Origin of the sequence: uncultured Turicibacter sp., assembly GCF_938044715.1 — a bacterium.
Taxonomy (GTDB): Bacteria; Bacillota_I; Bacilli_A; order MOL361; family Turicibacteraceae; genus Turicibacter; species Turicibacter sanguinis.
This window is the reverse complement of sequence record NZ_CALIOS010000122.1, coordinates 1-18026: the sequence shown is the minus strand read 5'-3', so window position 1 is coordinate 18026 and position 18026 is coordinate 1. Positions and strand designations below refer to the sequence as shown.

The window sequence follows — 18026 nt, the reverse complement described above, 5'->3', positions numbered from 1 at the left end:
GAAGGATGGGTGAATGTACAGTTCGTGTGTATAGTTTAATGTATATTTGAATTTAGACTTAAAAATGTGGATAAATTCCAAGTAAGTCGTGGGTTTTCGAGCTTAATTGTTATAGTTTGTAAAACGGTGGATTTTTTGAATACCTAATTTTTTAGAATTTTCACGTGTATTTTTGAGGATTCTTTTTTTAGTGTCTAAATTTGACTTAGTTATGCTATAATAAAAACATTGAAATTACATAAATGAGTGTAGTTAAATTTGATAAAGAGGTGGATTTTGAGTGTCTAAACCAACATTTTATATTACGACTCCAATTTATTATCCAAGTGGAAAGTTCCACATCGGAACAGCTTATACAACGGTAGCATCTGATGCAATGGCTCGTTATAAACGTAGCCGTGGATTTGATGTTCATTTCTTAACGGGTATGGATGAGCATGGACAAAAAATTCAAGAAAAAGCTCAAGAAGCTGGAAAAGAGCCACAGGCTTATGTAGATGAAATTGCTGATGCAGCCAAAAAGTTATGGGAAATGATGGACATCACAAATGATGATTTCATTCGTACGACTGAAAAACGTCATGAAGAGATGGTTGAGAAAATTTTCGCTAAATTCATGGAAAATGGTGATATTTACAAAGGTCACTATGAAGGTTTATATTGTACACCTTGTGAGTCTTATTATACTGAGACTCAATTAGTGGATGGAAAATGTCCAGACTGTGGTCGTGACGTGAAAGTCGTGAAAGAAGAGTCTTATTTCTTCAACATGAAAAAATATGCGGATCGTTTAATGGAATATTACAATGCTAATCCTGAATTCATTTTACCTGAATCTCGTAAAAATGAGATGGTTAATAACTTTATTAAACCAGGTTTAGAGGACTTATCAGTTTCTCGTACGACGTTTGATTGGGGAGTTAAAGTTCCTGGAGATATTAAGCACGTTATTTATGTATGGGTAGATGCTTTATCTAACTACATCACAGCATTAGGTTACGGATCAGATAATGAAGAATTATTCAATAAATACTGGCCAGCAGATGTTCATGTTGTTGGGAAAGATATCGTTCGTTTCCACACGATTTATTGGCCAATCTTCTTAATGGCTTTAGATTTACCATTGCCTAAAAAAATCTTTGCTCATGGATTTATCATGATGAAAGACGGAAAAATGTCTAAATCTAAAGGAAACGTGGTTTATCCTGAAATGTTAATTGAACGTTATGGACTTGACGCTGTGCGTTACTTCTTATTACGTGAATTACCATTCGGACAAGATGGAGTATTCTCACCAGAATCATTCGTTGAGCGCGTAAACTTCGATTTAGCAAATGATTTAGGAAACTTATTAAACCGTACGGTTTCTATGATTAATAAATACTTCGATGGAGTTATTCCAGCATATGCAGGTCAAGTAACTGAATTTGATCAAACATTAGAAGACTTCATCAAAACAACAGTTGAAAAAGTTGAGAAAAACTTTGAAGATATGCAATTTAGTATTGTTTTATCTGATATTTGGGCGTTAGTTGCTCGTACGAATAAATACATCGACGAAACAGCTCCTTGGGTATTAGCAAAAGATGAAGCAAATAAAGCTGCATTAGAATCGGTAATGTGTCACTTAGCAGAAAGCTTACGTCAGATTGCTATCATGATTGAACCATTTATGCCACGCACAACGCCACAAATTTTCGCTCAATTAGGAATTGAAGGGGCAGCGTCTAAAGAATGGAACAGTTTAAATAATTACAATACATTAGCAGAAGGAACTAAGGTTGTTTCTAAAGGAACACCAATCTTCCCACGCTTGGAGGTTGAAGTAGAAGTGGAATACATCAAAGAACAAATGAAAGGTTCAGTTAAACCAGCTGAAGAACCTAAAAAAGTTGAAGAAAAAGCAGTAGAAGTAGAAGAAATTCCTCAAATCGGAATCGACGACTTCATGAAAGTAGAAATCAAAGTCGGAGAAATCAAAGAGTGTAAACAACACCCTAAAGCAGACCGCTTATTAGTATCTCAAATCGACTTAGGATCAGAAGTACGCCAAATCGTATCAGGAATCGCTGAACACTACCAACCAGAACAACTAGTAGGTAAAAAAGTATTAGTTGTTACAAACTTAAAACCAGTTAAATTACGTGGTGAATTATCACAAGGTATGGTATTAGCAGCATCTAACGATGGAAAATTAACATTACCAACAATCATTGACGAATTACCAAATGGAAGTAAAGTAAAATAAAAAAGTTGCCGAAAGGCAACTTTTTTTATTTGGCTCTGTTTTAGAAAAGTGTTGATATTTCACACAGAATTTGCATAACTCCCTACTAAAATATCCATTATAATATTATCAGAACGTATGTTTGAGGAGTTTGATTTATGCCAAAAGCAGTTATTTTAGCACTTTTAAAGCGAGTATCACCGATTGATTTATCAGAAATCTTAGTTGAAGTTGAAAAAGGAATCTTTAAATCCGATTTATCTAAACTTCAAACTGAGATTCAAGAAACCAGGTATTCATCAGGGCAATATAAATGCCCTTTTTGTCATGGCGACCATATTGTAAAGAATGGTAAAGCAAAAGGAAATCAACGTTATCTCTGTCGTAATTGTAGAAAATCATTTAGCCAACAAACTCAAACGCCAACTGCTTATTCAAAGAAAGAAACAAAAGTATGGATTGATTATATTGAATGCATGATTAAGGGATATAGCTTACGCCGTTGTGCATGGGAATGTAATATTAACCTCGCCACAGCCTTCTTTTGGCGACATAAAATTTTAGATGCTCTTAGTTCATTCATGGGAACAGGAGAAGTTGATGGATTGGTTGAAGCAGACGAATGTTATCTTCGTTATAGCTATAAAGGAAACCATTCTAAAAGTAAACGATTTACAATGCCAAGACCACCCCGTAAACGTGGTGGGGAGTCTGTTGGAAAACGTGGCTTATCAAGTGAACAAGTCTGTATTGGAACGGCATTAGACAGAACAGGCAATATTTTAATTGGTATGATAGGAACAGGACGAGTGAAATATGATAACCTAAAACGCTTCTTTGAGGGGCATATCGCTCCTTATTCTATTTTGTGTACCGATAGTGCGCATGGCTATGGGAAATTAGCTAAACAACTGGACTTAGAGCATAAAGCCATTCCATCCGGAAAACATATGAAAGGTATCTATCACATCCAACATATTAATGCGTTTCATAGTAACTTTAAAGGTTTCTTACAAAAGTTTAGAGGGGTCTCAACTAAGCATTTACATAGTTATTTAATGTGGTTCAAGTGGATTGAGCTTTTTAAAGATGAAAAAGAACTTCTAAAAATCCAGAAAGCTTATGTACAATCACAAGCAAGTTATTCTGTAGTGTCTAACGAAATAATTCGAGGAAGAATAGCTAATTTTATTATGTAAAGACTAACACCTCAGTTTGTTGTAAAAAAATGGAATTTGATATATAATAGAAAATAGGGGGTGATTGGAATGAAGAAGTTACTTATGATTTCAATGTTGTTATCATTAGTTCTTGTCGGTTGTGGGAAACCAACGAATATGACTGATTTGTTAAATTACAAAGGGTCTTATGTTGGTGATAATTCTGCTGTTGGTCATATTATAGAGATTTTGCCAGCCCATGAGCATTTAGACGGTTTTGAATTACAAACAAGTAAAGAACCGTATGAGGTGACGATTAATTACAAACCATTTGACGAGGCTACTGTTGAGTTAGAAGATGGTTCAACGTCAAAAGTTGCATTAAACGAGGTATTACAAGGAAACTCAATGATTATCTTATCTCTCGTTACAAATGCAGAGATTGTAAATTTTAATATCGGAGACCAAGAGACGATAACCTTTGATAGAACTACATTATCTGATAATTATGGCAATGATTTAGAAAGTATTTCAGAAGATGTATCATCTTTACAAAATTTTATAAAAACTTATACCGTTAAATAATAAAAAGCTGTTCAAATATTTGAACAGCTTTTTATTATTAGGCAATGTTTTAAGTAAAGGTTGATATTCATCAAAAACAAAAGAGCTCTTCTACACTTTAGAGGAGCTCCTTTGTTTTGATTAAATTTCTGTCGTTGTGGTATTTTTATTATCTAAAAAACGTTTAATGATAAAAATAATCGTAAAGAAGATAAGCAATCCAAAGCAAAGCTTTGTCGATGCCCATTGAAAATAGTCATAGTATCCGATAACAATCGAAGCGATTGCCAGCATTAGTGTTGAAATCCAAGCTGCTATATTCCACTTTTTATTATCAGATGGAAACCCAATTCCACTTACCAATAAAGAAATCCATATTGGAATTGTGATATACCAAGCGAAACTATCAATTCCTGTAGCTAAAATAAACATTGTCTTCAAAACAAATGGTAACAAGGATACAATAGTTAATCCTTTATAACGATGTTCGGCATTTAAAAAACCTTTTTCTTTTGAATATAATATATTCATAAAATCCCTCCTTCATATTGAAATAGATTCTTTTCATATTATTATACCACTTTTACCAAATAATAACAATATTTCGAGGTGGAGGTATATATACTTATGCAAATAAGGGCTTGCTTAACAAAATATCTTTAATTGAACAAGTTGAATAAGTTGATTGAGCGTGAATATATGCCTTTTGAATTTTCACAACTTCTTTTTCATGCTTAAAAAGTTCAACCCATTTGAACCAATAAAGATAATGATGCAAGTGTTTCGTTGCAACACCTCTAAACTTTCTCATAAAAGTTTTTAAACTACTATGTAACGCATTTACATGTTGAATATGATAAATATCTTTCTTGCGTTTTCCAGATTCAATTTGGATGTGTTCTAAATTAAGTTCATCAGCTATTCGTGAATACCCATGAGCACTATCTGTACATAGCGTAGAATGTGGAGCGATGTGACCTTCAAAGAAACGTTTCAGGGCGTCGTATTTCAATCGTCCTCGTCCAATTAATCCAATCAATAAATTACCATGTCTATCTAAAGCTGTTCCAACAGCTACCTGTTGCTTAGATAACCCTCGTTTTTTATGTGCTTTTTTAGCTTTCTTTTTTTTAGACGTAGAAGGCACTTTTCCATACGTTCTGCCTTTAGTTCTATTTCCTTTTTTACTGAATCGGAAAAAGGTCTCATCAGCTTCTACTAATCCATCAACTTCACCGATATTAACAAACGAAGCTAAGGCATTCATGATTTTATGTCTCCAGAAAAATGATGTTGCGATGTTAATGTTACATATCTCTGCACATTTTCGAATACTGTAACCTGCCATCATACAACCAATATATTCAATCCATACTTTAGCCTCCTTCTTCGAATAGGCAGTAGGTGTAGAGGTTTGATTGCTAAACGGTTTATTACATGAACGACAAAGATAACGTTGGACACCGTTCCGAGTTCCGTTTTTTACGACATGAGTTCCATGACAAACAGGACATTCAAAATGCCCGTTTGAATATCTTGCTTCTTGGACCTTTTTACGAAGTTTAATCAAATCAGATTTAAATTTACTTAACTCGATAGTTGCGATAACCTCATCTAATTCTGATTCATTCAATTTAGGTAAAAGCCTTAAAATAAGTTCCTTTGACATATACTCAACCTCTCAAACAAATGTTCTGTTTACTATTATAATCGACATTTTTGAAATTGGTTATGCAAATTCTGTGGAAAATATCAACCCGTTCTTAAAACATTGCCTTTTATTTTACTTTACAAAGTGGGGCCCCCGGCAGTGAACGAAGTGAACAATCCTCAACTGCTGGGGTGATTTGTGGTTGTAGGCTGAAGAGATATTAAATAAAGTATGGTTAGCGAACTATTTTTTAATAACAATTAATGGGCAATAAAAAGTTATAGAATGAATTTAGATTAAATAAAGGCAAAGTGAGATCGTAGCTATCCTCCACTGGTAGGGAGGGTCCCCAGACTAAGTAGAGAGTCCAAAAGACGAACTCTTAGTTATCCTCAACCACCGGGGTGATAATGAGTTGATATCTGATAAAACATTAAATAAACTTTAGAATGGGAACAATCCGCAACTGCTGGGGAGGGTCCCCAGACTAAGTAGAGAGTCCAAAGGACGAACTCTTAGTTATCCGCAACTGCTGGGGTGATAAGAGGTAATGGACTGAGTATTTATTATGTAAAGTTGCCGAAAGGCAACTTTTTTAGTTTAATGTCTAAGCGATGGCTTCTCTATAGATGATTAATAGGGGAATAACACATTGTGGATGGAAGAAAATCTTAAATAAATATTAAACAGTCATAAGATTTATTCTTACGGTTTTATGTAGGAAAAGAAAAATTAATAGCGTTTTCTAGGAATGATGTGTAAATCTTGTGAATATAGTGAATTATACTTCGATTAGCGAAGGGGAAAATGTTATAATTCCTTGAATTTTGTATTTTTATGGGCTAATGAAGGGGAGTGAGGCTACATTTGTAGCCGTTATTACACTAGTATGAAAGGGGAGGAAACTTATGAAAAAGTTGCGAGTCTTAACTTTTATATTTTGTTGTGCAGTAACACTTGTTGCTTGTTCAGGGGGAGAAGAATCAAGTAGCAATGTGTTACGTGTTGCAAAAGATGTTGAGTTAGCATCAATGGATCAACATATTGCAACCGATGGGTTATCATTTGAGGTGATTGCCGCAACCATCGAAGGGTTATACACATTAGATGCAGCGGGAAGTGCCGTCCCAGCGATTGCGACAGGTTATGATCTGTCAGAAGACGGTTTAACTTATACGTTCCATCTACGTGAAGATGCTGCGTGGGATAATGGAACACCTGTTACAGCGAATGACTTTGTTTATGCTTGGCGCCGACTTGTTGATCCTGCCACAGCTTCTGAATATGCGTTCATCATGGATGTGGCAGCAGTTAAAAATGCGGCAGCGATTAATGCAGGTGAAAAACCATTAGAAGATCTTGGGGTTAAAGCGGTAGATGATTATACATTAGAAGTATCGCTTGAATTACCTGTACCATTTTTCTTACAGCTTATGGCGTTTCCATCATTCTTACCATTAAATGAGGCGTTCGTCACTGAGCAAGGAAGTAATTATGCGCAAAGTCCAGAAAGTTTACTTGCAAACGGACCATTTAAAATGACAGAGTGGATTCAAGGTAATAGTTTTAAAGTTGAGAAAAATGATTCTTACTATGCAAAAGATGACGTTCAACTAGATGGTATTGAGTATAAAATCATGAAAGATGCTCAAACTGCAGCGCTTGAATTTGAATCTGGAAACTTAGATATTGTTCGTTTAACAGGTGAAATTGTGGATCTTTATAAAGATAATGAAGCATTCAATTTAATTCATGAAGGTTACTTATGGTATATGTCTCCAAACCATGAAGTGACTGAATTACAAAATGTGAATTTACGTCGTGCGTTAGCATTAGCGGTGAATAAAGAGCAATTAACCGATACAGTGTTAAATGATGGTTCGACTGTTGCAGATTTTATTGTGCCAGTTAGCTTAGCGACTGGACCAGATGCTAAAGATTTCCGTGAGACTTCTGATACTTATTTAGCTTATGATGCGGCTAAAGCAGGGGAATATTGGGAAGTGGCAAAGGCTGAGCTTGGAATCGATAGCCTAACACTTGAATTATTATTTGAAGATACTGATTCAAGTAAAAAATGTGCAGAGTTTATTCAATCAGAGTTACAAACAAATTTACCTGGATTAACGATTGAGTTAAAATCTCAACCGAAGAAACAACGTCTTGAGTTAATGCGTACAGGAGATTATGAACTTGGATTAACTCGATGGGGACCAGATTATGCAGACCCAACGACTTATTTAGATTTATTTATTACAGGGGTAACGAATAATTATCCGAATTATTCAAGTGAAGCGTATGATACGTTAATGGAACGCATTGATAAAGGGGATTTAGTTTACGATGTGGAAGCACGTTGGGAAGCGATGAAGGAAGCTGAAGCAATATTACTTGGTGAAGATGCAGCTTTAGCACCACTTTATCAACAAGGTAATACCTATTTAATTAATCCAAAATTAAAAGGTGTTGAAACTCACTCAGTAGGGGTTCCATTTATTTATCGAAATGCAAGTATAGAAGATTAAGCAAAAAATATTACAGGGAGATAACTCTCTGTAATATTTTTTACCATTTTGAAGGGGGTCTTAGTACGGAAGTTTTTATGATTAAGAGCGGTTATAGTCTAATTAAAGTTTTTACAGTGTAAAACTTATCTGGACCTATCTATACGGGGGTGATGGGGATGTGGAAATATGTGTTGAAGCGGTTAGCGATTTCGGTGGTTACCATTTTTTTGATTTTGCTATTTTTATTTTTAATGCTTGAATTGATGCCGGGCTCACCTTTTAATGATGAGAAGCTAACAGAGAGCCAACTGGCTTTGCTAAATGCAAAATATGGGCTCGATCAGCCGATTTTTACGCGATTTTTTAATTATTTGAAATTAGTCATTTTAGATGGAGACTTTGGGGTTTCTTATGCAATCCAAAAAGATGTCCCAGTGAGTACGTTAATTAGTGGGCGTGTGATGATTACGATTCGAATTGGACTTCAAGCGATTGTGCTTGGAACTATTATTGGGTTATGTCTTGGATTAGTGGCGGCACTTAAACGAAATACGTGGATAGATTCAACGGCAACCGTTATTTCAGTTATTGGGGTAAGTGTACCGTCTTATGTGTTTGCACTTGGACTTTGCTTTTATCTAGGATATAAATTAAAAATGTTTCCAATCACCTACAACATGAGTAAACCGATGATTTCAAGTATTTTACCGACCATTGCCTTATCGATGTTTGTTATTGCGAACGTGGCGAGGTTTTTACGTTCTGAAATGGTCGATGTCTTGAAATCTGATTATATGTTATTGGTTGAAGCTAAAGGTGTTAAGAAGATGCATCTTGTGTTTAAACATGGGCTTCGAAATGCTTTGATTCCAGTTATTACAGTCGTGGCACCTTTAATGGTGAGTTTAATGACGGGTAGTCTCGTGGTTGAGAAGATTTTTGCGATTCCAGGAATGGGAAGTCTTTTAGTGACTGCGATTCAGGTGAATGATTACAATGTCGTCATTGCACTTTCCTTCATTTACAGTATTTTATTTATTGGTGTGATGCTAGTTGTGGATATTTTATATGGAGTAATTGATCCAAGAATCCGTTTATCGAAAGAAGGTGGTAGTCATGAATCATAATCAAGATTTTTTGCAAAATGATTTTGAACTAGTATTCCAAGATGAGGCGATGAAGACTGACATTGTTTACGAAGGACAGTCGTTTTGGAGAGATGTACTGCATCGATTTAGAAAGAATAAGGGGGCTGTAGTGGGAGCCTGCTTCATTTTATTTTTACTTATTATGGCTATTTTTGCGCCTATGCTTTCATCTCATGCATATGATTCGGTTATGATGGATCATGTGAACTTGCCACCACGTATTCCATTCCTCGAAAAATTAGGAATTTTTGATGGAACACATAATGGTGTGAATGTATATGAACAACGTGGACTTGAAAATGTCTATTATTTTTTCGGAACAGATACGCTTGGACGTGACATCTGGACACGTGTTTGGATTGGAACGCGAGTTTCTTTGTATATTGCAGCGCTTGCTGTTTTGATTGATATGGTGTTTGGGATGACTTATGGAATGATTTCTGGATATGTTGGGGGACGAACTGATATTTATATGCAACGTTTTATTGAAATTTTAAGTGGGATTCCTAACTTAGTTATCGTTACTTTACTAGTTATTATCATGAAACCAGGGATTATGTCGATTACGATTGCTTTGTTGATTACAGGGTGGATTGGCATGAGCCGTGTCGTGAGATCTCAAGTTTTAAGGCTTAAGGAACTCGACTACATTCTTGCCTCTCGAACACTAGGGGTAAAAACGTTTGGAATTATTCGTCAGGATATTTTACCTAATATTTTTGGACAGGTCATCATCATGTCGATGTTCTCGATTCCGAATGCTATTTTTTATGAGTCTTTTTTAGCATTTATCGGTCTTGGGTTACAACCACCAATGGCTTCACTTGGAGTTTTAATTAGTGATGGATTTAAGTCATTACTTGCTTATCCACATATGTTGATGTTTCCTGTCGTAGTCTTAGCTATTTTAATGTTAAGTTTTAATATGTTAGCAGATGGACTTCGAGATGCCTTTGATCCAAAAATGAAAGATATGTAAGGGGGGGTGGATATGAGTGAAAGACGACGAGTGTTATCGATTCGTGATTTAGAGATTTCGTTTGGAACGACAGCTGGTAAGGTAAGTGCTATACGTGGGGTTCGCCTTGATTTATATCAGGGGGAGACGTTAGCGATTGTAGGAGAAAGTGGAAGTGGGAAATCAGTTACGACGAAAGCTATTTTAGGAATTTTGAGTGAGAACGGTCAGGTTGAGAAGGGAAGCATTCTTTTTTCGTACGACCGAGATGGTGAAGTGGTGACGCGTGATTTGACACAACTTACGAGTAAACAGATGCAAAAGCATATTAGAGGAAAGCGAATTGCGATGGTATTTCAAGATCCAATGACTTCTTTAGATCCAACTATGACGATTGGGCATCAGATTATTGAAGGAATGCGAGAACATTATAAGATTTCAAAGGATGAAGCTCGTAAGAAAGCCATTGAATTGTTAGAACTAGTGGGTATTACGGATCCTGAAAAACGTTATAAACAGTATCCACATCAGTTATCTGGTGGAATGCGTCAACGGGTCGTGATTGCAATTGCATTAGCTTGTGAACCGGAGTTGTTAATTTGTGATGAACCGACAACGGCGCTTGATGTTACGATTCAGGCCAAGATTTTGAAGTTATTAAAAGAGATTCAGGAAAAAACGAATGTTGCGATTATTTTTATTACCCATGATTTAGGGGTGGTGGCTAATATCGCTGATTATGTTGCGGTGATGTATGCCGGTAAGATTATTGAAAAGGGATCAGTTGAAGAGATTTTTTATGATCCAAGACATCCTTATACCTGGGGATTGTTGTCATCGATTCCAGATTTAGAATCGGATGATGAGTACTTATACACAATTCCAGGTTCTCCACCAAATTTATTGAATCAAGTTGAGGGTGATGCGTTTGCGCCAAGAAACGCGGTAGCTTTAAATATCGACTATCGATTAGAGCCGCCTATGTATAATGTAGGAGGAAAGCATCGTGTAGCTTCTTGGTTAATGGATGAGCGAGCACCGCACGTTGAGATGCCCGAAGCGTTAAAACGTCGGATTGAGAAGATGAAGCGAGGTGGTCAGTAATGGAACCTTTATTAAAAGTAGAGAATTTATCGCAACATTTTAAAATTAATAAGCATTATACAGTAAAGGCTGTGAATGGGCTTAACTTTGAGATTTATCCTGGGGAAACGTTTGGTTTGGTTGGCGAAAGTGGAAGCGGGAAATCAACGACGGGACGCTCGATTATTCGTTTATATGAACCAACTTCAGGAAAAATTGTTTTTGATGGTGTGGATATCTCAGGAAAGTTAAGCAAAGCGGATGAGAAGCATTTAAGAACGAATATGCAAATGATTTTTCAAGATCCGATGGCGTCTCTTAATCCACGTAAAAAGGTACTTGATTTGATTGCTCAAGGAATTGATGTGCATCATTTATATCAGTCAAAAGAAGAGCGCAATGAACTGGTATTTAAGATGCTTGATAAGGTTGGACTCAGCCGTGATCATGCCTATCGTTATCCCCATCAATTTTCTGGTGGTCAACGTCAGCGTATTGGAATTGCAAGGGCCTTAATTATGGAGCCAAAGCTGATTATTGCAGATGAAGCAATTAGTGCTCTTGATGTTTCAATTCAGGCACAAGTGGTTAATTTGATGAAAAAGATTCAGAAGGAGACTGGGATTGCTTATTTGTTTATTGCGCATGATTTATCGATGGTCAAATATATTTCAAATCGAATAGGAGTTATGCATTTAGGTTATTTAGTTGAGGTTGGAACACGAGAAGATATTTTTAATAATCCAATTCATCCGTATACGAAATCATTATTATCAGCAATTCCAAATCCTGATCCGATTTATGAAAAGACACGAGAGATTTTGATATATGATTCAGATACTGTGGATTATTCAAAAGGGGTAAAACATCAAATTAGTGAAACGCATTCGGTGTTAGCAACGTCTGAAGAGTTAGCCCAATGGATTGAAGATTGACTATGATTCCAATCAGTTTATCTGATTGGAATTTTTTTATTGGAGTTTACAAACTTCGAGAAATTGATCCTATTTTAGGCTGATATTTGTCAGTTTTCAAGAAATACACGATGAAAACGGTCAGATTGTTATTTTATTTTTCATTATTTGAAAATTTATGACTTTATTTTTTCAAAATAAGATAGAGATTTAATATTATTTTAAGCAAGATTGTGTTTAATAGAGGTATAGCTCAAAGGAAAAACCTAATATTTTTATTGGAAATTTAACCTAAATTTAACCTGATTTTGATATAATGAAAACGACACTCTAAATTTTACATATTTTATAAATAAATATCATAAAATCCCCTGAAAATTCATGTATGATAAGGGTGTGTAATGAGGAAACTATGAAGAGTGATTTTGAGGTTAAAGATAGGTGATAATGTGCTTTTTGATACACATGTACATTTAAATGATAAGAAGTTTGAAGAAGATTTAATGGAAGTAATCGAACGTGCCAAAGACGAAGGTGTCTCAAAGATGTTAGTCGTGGGGTTTGATGCGAGAACGAACAAAAAAGCCATTGAGTTAGCCGAAGAATTCGATTTTATTTACGCAGCTGTTGGGTGGCATCCGGTTGATGCAATTTATTTAACGGATGAGTTATTTGAGGAGTTATCCAAACAGGCGATGCATCCTCGTGTGGTAGCGATTGGAGAATGTGGTCTTGATTATTATTGGGAGACGTCTCCACATGATGTTCAAAAGGAAGTGTTAATTCGCCAGATTCATTTAGCACAGTCAGTGAACAAGCCACTTGTGATTCATACGCGAGAATCGATTGCAGATACGCTTGAGATTTTGAAACAGTATGATGCTGCGTCAGTAGGTGGTGTGATGCATTGTTATAGTGGAAGTGTTGAAACAGCACGTGAGTTCATTAAGTTGAATTTTAAAATTTCATTAGCAGGACCTGTGACCTTTACAAATGGGAAAAAGCCACAGTCGGTTGCTCGTGAAATTCCACTTGAACATTTATTGATTGAAACGGATGCGCCTTATTTAACACCTCATCCACATCGTGGGAAGCGGAATGAACCTTTTTATGTTTCATTGGTGGCTAAAAAGATTGCTGAAGTTAAAGAAGTGCCTTATGAAGAAGTTTGTCAGCAGACGATGGCAAATGCCTGTGCTTTATTTAAAATCGGATAATTTATTGAAAGGTGGATGGTAGAATGAAAATGAATAAGGTTTTATATACATCTTTAGTTGTTTTAGTAACGGCGTGGAGTGTTTTCTTTATTGCGAACTTCTATTATGATAAAGCGAGCGTTGGGGGAAATACAGGAACGACTCAAACAACGGATAATAATAATCAAAATATTATTCAAGAAGTTGTAGAACGTGAAGTGGTAACTCAAGAATCTCAACGCATTGAAGCAATTCAAAAAGTATCGCCTGCTATTGTTGGTGTGGTTAATTTTGCAAATAACCGTACACAAGGTGAGGGATCAGGAATTATTTATAAAGCTGAAGGAGATACGGCTTATATTGTAACGAATCAACACGTTGTAGATAGCGGTGATTATTTTGAGGTTGTGTTCTCGAATGGTAATCGTTCTGAAGCCGAGTTATTAGGTAGCGATATTTATACAGATTTAGCAGTATTAAAAGTTTCTGATGTGACAGTTGATGCAGTAGCTGAGTTTGGTAGTACTGAAGATTTACAAGTAGGGCAAACGGTCATTGCAATTGGGAATCCTTTAGGATTAAACTTTGCAGGTTCTGCAACATCAGGAATTGTTTCTGGTAAGGATCGTACGGTTTCTGTTGATTTAAATAGCGACGGATATGATGATTGGGAAATGACTGTTTTACAAACAGATACGGCGATTAACCCTGGTAACAGTGGTGGAGCTTTAATCAATTTAGATGGTAAAATAGTTGGGATTAACTCAATGAAGATTGCAACAAGTTCGGTTGAGGGGATGTCTTTCTCGATTCCAACGTATGTTGCACTTCCAATTATTAATGATTTAGAAATTTACGGTGAAGTTCGCCGTCCACAACTTGGTGTTTATATTCAAGATATGAGTATGATTCCAGATCGTTTAAAAGAGATTTTAAATATTTCAACTGATCAAAAAACAGGTGTTTTCATTTATGAAGTATTTGATGGTGGTGTTGCTGAACAAATGGGAATTAAAGCTGGTGATGTGGTAACAGCGATTAATGGTGATTCAGTTGATGACGCAATGGCATTTAGAAAAAAATTATATGATTTCCGTGAAGGTGATGAAATCACATTAACGGTTGTTCGTGAACAACAAACATTAGATTTAAAAACAACGATTCAACCAGCTGATGTTGAAATTAGCTAATAAAAAAAGTCCAATCAATCGATTGGACTTTTTTTATTCTTTACTAGAGATACGATTTTTTTCTATTTTTTCTTCTAATTCATCGATATTATCGGCTAAATCTTCATTGTTTTCTTTGACAGTATCAAGAATATCTTCTGTTAGATCGACGGCAGCATCTTCGATAGCTGTGACAACTTTTCCTGTTCCTAAAATGATTCCTTCGGTTATTTGACCAGCTTCAAATTGTATTTTTTCTATTAAATTTTTGTCTTTCATGGGAATCCTCCTGACGTTAAATAAGTTGAATATAGAAGTCCAGATCAGTTTTTTATAGCTAAAGTTAGTATATGCTGAATTAGTTTAAAATATTTAGGCATTACTTGAGATGAACAGGTGAATAGATTATAAATGTTTTTGTTAGCTATTAATTGTGACTTGAAATAGATAAGAAATGTTTTTGTTTTGATATAGGTAATGAAGGCTTGATGGGGAGGAAGGATAAAGAAAGTTAATAAAAATTACTTAAAAAATGTCTAGATTTGCAACGTGTCGCATATGATTTAGTAAAGGTTAAATTATTCAAGTAACAATGGTATTAATCGAGTTTGTGAATGGACTATTTTTTATGTAAAAGTCGTTTTAAGTTAACCATTTAATTGATAAGAAGGGATCTGAGAGCATGCTTAAAACGTTTAATATTAACGAACATTACGAACCTACAGTTATTCCTTATCTACAGTCAAAGAAGAATCAATCTAATTATATTTGTAATTTAATTATTGCTGATATGGAACGTGAAGCGAAAAAGGTAGAGGAAGAGAATATTATTGATTTGATTAGGGCGGTTGTTAGAGAAGAGAATCAACGCTTAAAAGAGGAAATCAATAATATTTCAAAAGATGTGGATAATATTAAAGTGGATTTAAAGACAGAGTTTAAAGTACTTGAAGCAAAAATGCCTTATATTTTAAAAGAATATTTAGAAAACAAAAGATAAAAAGAAGATGTAAGAGTAGAAAGCTACTTTTACATCTTCTTTTTTAGTTTGCGTTATCCACAATAGTTGTTTCTTTTTCATGAGCTGAACATGTCGTTGTTGGGATATTTCCTTTTTCATAATAAAGCGTTACTTTTTTATCGCAGTCATCTGCTGCAAGGTACCCAGATACGGGGTCGATTGAAACTGGAACAACGTTTTTAGGTGTTTCAAACCAAGTCGATCCACTTTCTTTTAATGAGTTTTCCATGACAGATGCCCAAATATTTTTGGCATATCGATTGACTTCAACACCATCGAGTGTCTGACCTTCATCGTATCCAGTCCAAACGGTTGTCACAAGTTCAGGAGTATATCCAATCATCCAAGAATCGGTGTTTGTTGTTCCACTTTTACCAGCATATCGGTGGGTAAGTTCTGGGATAATAGATAGTCCTGTTACAGATAGATGATTGTTTTGATTAATATCAAACATTCCAGTCATCATTTCATTCATGATATACGTTTTGGTTTGATCTAAAACTTGTTCACCTTGAGAGGCTTGATCTTTATACACATAGAAGCCACGTCCATCTGTAATTTCAGTTACAAATTTTCGTTCAACACTTTGTCCGTTATTAGCAAAGATACTATAGGCCTCGGCCATTTCCATAATATTTATTGAACTAACTCCAAGAATAGCGGATGGAATCTGTGGAATTTCTTCTTCGATTCCAAAGCGTTTCACGGTTTCAGACAGGACATCCATTCCTAAAAACATGTGCGTTTTAACTGCAAAGATATTGTCAGATACAGCAATGGCATTAGCCATTGAAATTTCGTCGTAAGCATAGGCACCTGAGTAGTTTCCAGGTGTATAAGTGTTTGCTCCATCATTATAAGTAAAAGATGTAGGTTCATTCATAAAGGTGGTTGAAGGGGTGAATCCGTACTCAAGGGCGGCGTAATAGAGAAATGGCTTCATCATAGAACCGATTTGACGTCGACTATATAACGCTCGATTAAATTGAGAGGTTTCGTAATTGGTTCCACCACTGAGAGCTTTCACATATCCAGTTTGAGGGTCCATAACGATGACGGCTGTTTGAACTCCCTCTTGTTTAATCGTGTCTTCAATAGCATCGTTGACATAAGTTTGAATCTCGCGATCGAGCGTCGTGTAAATATTTAAATGACGATAGGACATCATTTGTCCATCTAGCAGTTTATCCACTTCACTTAAAACAGCATCGACATAATATGGGGCATCATATTCAAGTGCTTCTGGATGTTCCCCAATAATGGTTGCCTCTGTGTTAAGCGCAAGATCGTATTCTTCTTGTGTAATATAGTCTTCAACGAGCATTGATTTTAGCACGATTTGTTTTCTTGACATGGCATTTTCGTAGTTGATGAGTGGAGAGTAGTAGCTAGGACCTTTTGGAATCCCAACTAAAACAGATGCTTCTTCGAGTGTGAGTTCACTCGCATGTTTGTCAAAGTAGAATAAGGCTGCATCTTCAATTCCATAGTTACCATGACCGAAGTTAATTGTATTTAAATAACCTTCTAAAATGGTCTCCTTATCATAGGCAATTTCAAGCTTCAATGCATAAAATGCCTCTTTAATTTTTCTTTCCCATGTTTTATCAAAGTCCGAGAATAAATTACGAGCATACTGTTGGGTAATCGTTGATGCACCTTGAGATTTGCTTCCTGTCGTTATATTAACTAAAACAGCTTTTGCAATGCGAATTGGATCAAATCCCATATGATTATAAAAATTACGGTCTTCGGTCGCAATAAATCCATCAATCACGTAAGGAGAAATTTCATCGAGTGTAACCCAGTTTTGATTTTTAGGGTATGTTTTTTCTAAAAAGACTTCTCCATCTGAATCATAAAAAGTAATGGTGGTATTGACGTTAATGTCTGGGGCAGGGAGATATTTAAAATATTGATAAACGGTTAGTCCCAGGATTGCCACTAACTCAATTCCCATAATCATTGTTACAACTAAATATTTGGTCTTAAAAAATGTGGATAACTTTTTCACATAACTTCACCTCAGAAGTTAGTTTATCCAGATATTTCTAAAATATTTACAAATTAAGGGATAAAGTTATAAAAATGTTATTTAATTGAAATTCAGGAATCGAGGGTTAATTAAATAATATTAGAATTCTGAGAATTAATGGATTATTTTTTTGATGCAATCGTTTTAGTTATTAATTAAAAATTTGTAAAAGAATAAAAATTGTTGTGATAGAAATACTCTAAAAAAATTGATGTTTTTTTGAAAAGATGATATTATTTTAGTTGGAAATGTTGAAATATGTCCTGTATTTGGGTACCTGGGACATATGGAGTTATTGGTACAACTGTAGTGACCCCAAAAAGTTGAACTAAATATTAAGCAGCCAATTGGCTGGTATGAATTCGGTATTGAACTGGACTCATGCCAGCCAAT

At 35.4% G+C, this 18026-nt stretch carries 15 protein-coding genes; 11 read left to right on the top strand and 4 right to left on the bottom strand.

What is annotated here, in order from left to right; all coding sequences use genetic code 11:
• Positions 1-280: 280 nt before the first annotated feature.
• The 3 genes from metG to QWC74_RS11755 all read left to right on the top strand — a co-directional run bounded on the left by metG (position 281) and on the right by QWC74_RS11755 (position 3972).
• The gene (gene metG / locus QWC74_RS11765; protein ID WP_006783729.1) at positions 281-2248 is read left to right on the top strand and encodes a methionine--tRNA ligase; all 1968 of its coding nucleotides are present in this window, start codon (positions 281-283) and stop codon (positions 2246-2248) included.
• 137 nt (positions 2249-2385) lie between these two features.
• Positions 2386-3426, top strand: coding sequence for an IS1595 family transposase (locus tag QWC74_RS11760; RefSeq protein ID WP_006783730.1), 1041 nt, complete (start codon positions 2386-2388; stop codon positions 3424-3426).
• 69 nt (positions 3427-3495) lie between these two features.
• Positions 3496-3972 carry a DUF4825 domain-containing protein gene (locus QWC74_RS11755; RefSeq protein WP_006783731.1) on the top strand — a complete coding sequence of 159 codons (477 nt, stop codon included), beginning with the start codon at positions 3496-3498 and terminating at the stop codon, positions 3970-3972.
• Positions 3973-4092: 120 nt separating this feature from the next.
• Here the strand turns inward: QWC74_RS11755 and QWC74_RS11750 are convergent, their stop codons facing one another.
• Together QWC74_RS11750 and QWC74_RS11745 are read right to left on the bottom strand one after the other, a co-directional pair.
• A complete protein-coding gene (locus QWC74_RS11750; RefSeq protein WP_006785946.1) occupies positions 4093-4482 on the bottom strand; it encodes a hypothetical protein in 390 nt (129 codons plus the stop codon).
• 94 nt (positions 4483-4576) lie between these two features.
• Positions 4577-5620: an IS1595 family transposase gene (locus QWC74_RS11745; RefSeq protein ID WP_006785947.1), complete on the bottom strand. Its 1044-nt coding sequence runs from the start codon at positions 5618-5620 to the stop codon at positions 4577-4579.
• 890 nt (positions 5621-6510) lie between these two features.
• Here QWC74_RS11745 and QWC74_RS11740 point away from each other — a divergent pair.
• From QWC74_RS11740 to QWC74_RS11710, 7 genes are all read left to right on the top strand, one after another.
• Entirely contained in the window at positions 6511-8127 is a 1617-nt protein-coding gene (locus tag QWC74_RS11740; protein ID WP_006785948.1) for a peptide ABC transporter substrate-binding protein, read from the top strand.
• A gap of 158 nt (positions 8128-8285) precedes the next feature.
• Positions 8286-9236, top strand: a complete 951-nt coding sequence (locus tag QWC74_RS11735; protein WP_006785949.1) for an ABC transporter permease — start codon at positions 8286-8288, stop codon at positions 9234-9236.
• Positions 9226-10236, top strand: coding sequence for an oligopeptide ABC transporter permease (gene opp3C / locus QWC74_RS11730; protein ID WP_006785951.1), 1011 nt, complete (start codon positions 9226-9228; stop codon positions 10234-10236). Before QWC74_RS11735 ends, opp3C begins: the two co-directional genes overlap by 11 nt.
• A 12-nt stretch (positions 10237-10248) precedes the next feature.
• The gene (locus tag QWC74_RS11725; protein ID WP_006785952.1) at positions 10249-11319 is read left to right on the top strand and encodes an ABC transporter ATP-binding protein; all 1071 of its coding nucleotides are present in this window, start codon (positions 10249-10251) and stop codon (positions 11317-11319) included.
• Positions 11319-12233, top strand: a complete 915-nt coding sequence (locus QWC74_RS11720; RefSeq protein ID WP_006785954.1) for an ABC transporter ATP-binding protein — start codon at positions 11319-11321, stop codon at positions 12231-12233. The genes QWC74_RS11725 and QWC74_RS11720 overlap by 1 nt, the downstream gene beginning before the upstream one ends.
• Positions 12234-12661: 428 nt before the next feature.
• Positions 12662-13429, top strand: a complete 768-nt coding sequence (locus tag QWC74_RS11715; RefSeq protein ID WP_006785956.1) for a TatD family hydrolase — start codon at positions 12662-12664, stop codon at positions 13427-13429.
• Between the two features lie 23 nt (positions 13430-13452).
• Entirely contained in the window at positions 13453-14598 is a 1146-nt protein-coding gene (locus QWC74_RS11710) for a S1C family serine protease (protein ID WP_006785958.1), read from the top strand.
• A gap of 33 nt (positions 14599-14631) precedes the next feature.
• On the opposite strand, the gene QWC74_RS11705 is transcribed toward QWC74_RS11710, so the two are convergent.
• Complete coding sequence (locus tag QWC74_RS11705; protein WP_006783511.1) at positions 14632-14856, bottom strand: hypothetical protein; 225 nt, start codon at positions 14854-14856, stop codon at positions 14632-14634.
• A 403-nt stretch (positions 14857-15259) separates the two neighbouring features.
• Between QWC74_RS11705 and QWC74_RS11700 the strand changes: the two genes are divergently transcribed.
• Positions 15260-15577 carry a hypothetical protein gene (locus QWC74_RS11700; RefSeq protein ID WP_006783512.1) on the top strand — a complete coding sequence of 106 codons (318 nt, stop codon included), beginning with the start codon at positions 15260-15262 and terminating at the stop codon, positions 15575-15577.
• 43 nt (positions 15578-15620) lie between these two features.
• On the opposite strand, the gene QWC74_RS11695 is transcribed toward QWC74_RS11700, so the two are convergent.
• Positions 15621-17612, bottom strand: coding sequence for a transglycosylase domain-containing protein (locus QWC74_RS11695; protein ID WP_006783513.1), 1992 nt, complete (start codon positions 17610-17612; stop codon positions 15621-15623).
• Positions 17613-18026 lie beyond the last annotated feature (414 nt).